2 protein-coding genes are annotated in these 2,789 nt (G+C 41.1%); both read left to right on the top strand.

Annotated features, from left to right (window positions below):
* A partial coding sequence (locus QVO88_RS08640; protein WP_288177931.1) for a hypothetical protein occupies positions 1-1,090 on the top strand: 1,090 nt, incomplete at its 5' end.
* A gap of 462 nt (positions 1,091-1,552) precedes the next feature.
* Positions 1,553-2,530, top strand: coding sequence for a reverse transcriptase family protein (locus QVO88_RS08635; RefSeq protein WP_022288087.1), 978 nt, complete (start codon positions 1,553-1,555; stop codon positions 2,528-2,530).
* Positions 2,531-2,789 lie beyond the last annotated feature (259 nt).

The raw sequence follows: 2,789 nt of genomic DNA, 5'->3' as shown, positions 1-2,789 counted from the left end.
AAGAAAATATAAAAGGGAAAATGATGACCTTTCAGAGATAAAAGAGGACGAGCGTGCGGTATCATATATAGACAAAAAAATAAACAGGTTTTTGGGAGAGAAAGAGATACAAGGGCTTTATGACGGGCTGTCAGGCAAAAGAAACGATCAAGAGGACTATAACTACAGAGTAGCTTTTGTGAAAGGTCAGCGCAGAAATGATATCTGTTGTACCTTATGGTATCAAGACTGCACGGCTTATGAAAAAGCACCGCTGACATACTTTGATATGTGTGTGTTTGACGCTGTTTGCACTATATGGAACAATAACAGAAAGGATTTTTATCTCAACACCATATGGGAACTTCTCAGCGGAAACGAGGACATTAGATTTTCACGAAATGCACTTAAAGACAAGCTAAGAGAAAGCGTTGAGAAACTCCAAAGGCTTAGGATTTTTATAGCAGGCACTGAAAATGCTCCGCAGGAAGTCGGTGACAACATAGGGGAGAGATTTCTTAATGTACAGAGAGGTCAGGATACCAGTGGCAGAGAAGTCTATGAGATAAGATCCTGCCCGAGGTTGTGGACATATGCAGTGGAAACACAGGAGGGGCAGATAGCACGAGTGCCTTTATACAAACTAGACGGGCGGAGATATTTCAAGATGGACAGTGGGCAGGACGGTTTCGATTGTTCTAATATCTCAGCGCTGTGCGACCTTTTGAATGACCCCGATGAACGTATTAAGATCATCAGGAGAATGAAAAAAGAGTCAATACTTGACCCAGAATACAAATGCAGCATATGGAAAGTTGTTTTGCATTTTTATCTTGCCCACAGGCTGTCCATAATAAAAAGAAAGAACAAGATGAGATTTATAAGCTATGATACGATAGTGAAGCTTATGGAGGACTATTTACCTGAAAGTCTGAAAAACGGCAAGAAGAAGGAATTGCTTCGCCAGTGGAGCTTTTGCTATATGACGTGGGCGACCCTGCCAAGGCAAGAGTATCATTGGTGGGTCTGCGAGGAATATTTTGACGAAAAAACGGATAGCCCGGTGGGGATAGTGATAAAAAGGAAAAAGCTCGAGAGGTGGGGGAATTGAGAGGTGATAAAAGCAAGGCTCGGCTTTTTTTCCTATCTTCGTGTGGCTTTTTGTGTATTCATACAAAATATTGGCGTTTGGCGCAAAATGTCAGGATAACCCATTGACGTGTCGTGCATAAATTGGTAAAATGATATCAGAGTGTTTATATACAGCCATTTTTTTAGTTGTGTTCTGCGAGATGTACCAATTGTTGTGCATTTCGCGTGATATAATTATCTCATAAAACAAACAAGGTGCTTTTATCATGAGTACATAACATGGTTTAGTAAAATATGACAAGCGTCAGCAGCGATATTGCAAAACGCATAACTACAGCGAGTCGCTGTGGAAGTTTCAGGGAATAGTAGCTTTATCAAAAGCTTTTTCACCGAATCGGATTTAATTCCATTAAATAAAATTCGGCTCCAAAGCATTTGAATCTTGTGCTGACGCTTGTTATTATTTTTTTGAGGTGACAAAATGAATGATATTGATAATGATATCATAAGGATCTCAGAGGAGCTTGATGTTCCTTTAAAAAAGCTTTATATGCTTAGCAACAACCGAATACGCTATCATAAACGAAATCAGAAAAAGTGTTATTCAAATTACCGCAAGGTGATAATACATCGTGGCAGAGGGCATAAAAACAGGGTGTTAAAAGTGCCGAACGAATATCTCAAGCTCGTTCAAAGAAGGATACTTGAAAGGTATCTTTACACGCTGTCCGTATCTGAGTATGCCACTGCATATTGCAAAAACTCTTCGCTTTTGAAAAATGCAGAGCCGCATATTGGTCAACAGAGAGTGCTTAAACTCGATGTTTCAGGTTTTTTTGACAGCATTGATTTTGGCAAGGTCTATGGGGCCATGTGCGAGCTTGGATTTTCTAAGCCTGCAACAACGCTGCTGACAAATATATGCACTTATAACAGCATACTGCCACAGGGTGCGCCAACGTCTCCGCAGATGTCGAATTTGGTGATGAAAAGATTTGATGAGAGGATAGGCAAGTGGTGTGGAGAGCGTGGCATAAATTACACAAGATACTGTGATGATATGACATTTTCAGGTGGAAAAGCTGTGCTTAACGCCAAAGAGATAACGCAACTTGTGAGCAGGGCGTTGTGGAAAATGGGTTTTAAGCTGAACATGAAAAAAACAACGCTTATCGGTTCATCGCAACGTCAGCAGGTAACGGGGATAGTAGTCAACGAAAAGGCGCAGATCTCGTCGAAACAGCGTCGGGAGATACGTCAGGAAATATATTACTGTGAGAAATACGGAGTTTCCCAAAGCCTGTTTTTCAAAGGTGCTGACATTACGCCTGAGAAGTACATAAATTCGCTGCTGGGCAGGATATCCTTTGCATTACAGATAGACCCTGCGGACGTGAAAATGCATGAGTATTTCAAGGCGGCGAAAAAACTCAAGAGTGAGGTGTGCGGGGAAAAGTAGGGCAGAACATGGAAGGTATGAAACTTCAGATAACAAAAGCTCGGAAACAGCACAATGTGCTATCTCCGAGCTTTAAACCTCGTGAAATCTACATCTACTACAAGCTGCTCGACGAACCTCTGAAAGATAAAAGAAGCCTATTTAAAGGCGTATTTACGTTATTTACCCAGCATATGAAAGTGTGTTACTATTTGGCAAGACGACAACGCTTTCTGTCTACAGTCATATGTTTCAGGAGTATCAGGTCAAAGCTTGCGAT

Source organism: Ruminococcus sp. CAG:57, from assembly GCF_000435935.1.
GTDB classification, from domain to species: domain Bacteria; phylum Bacillota; class Clostridia; order Oscillospirales; family Ruminococcaceae; genus Hominimerdicola; species Hominimerdicola aceti.
The sequence above is the reverse complement of the archived record's forward strand: the minus strand, read 5'-3'. Positions and strand labels throughout refer to the sequence as shown.

Excerpts from the sequence above, each read along its gene's own strand:
- QVO88_RS08635 (WP_022288087.1), top strand. The coding sequence starts at position 1,553 with ATGAATGATATTGATAATGATATCATAAGGATCTCAGAGGAGCTTGAT.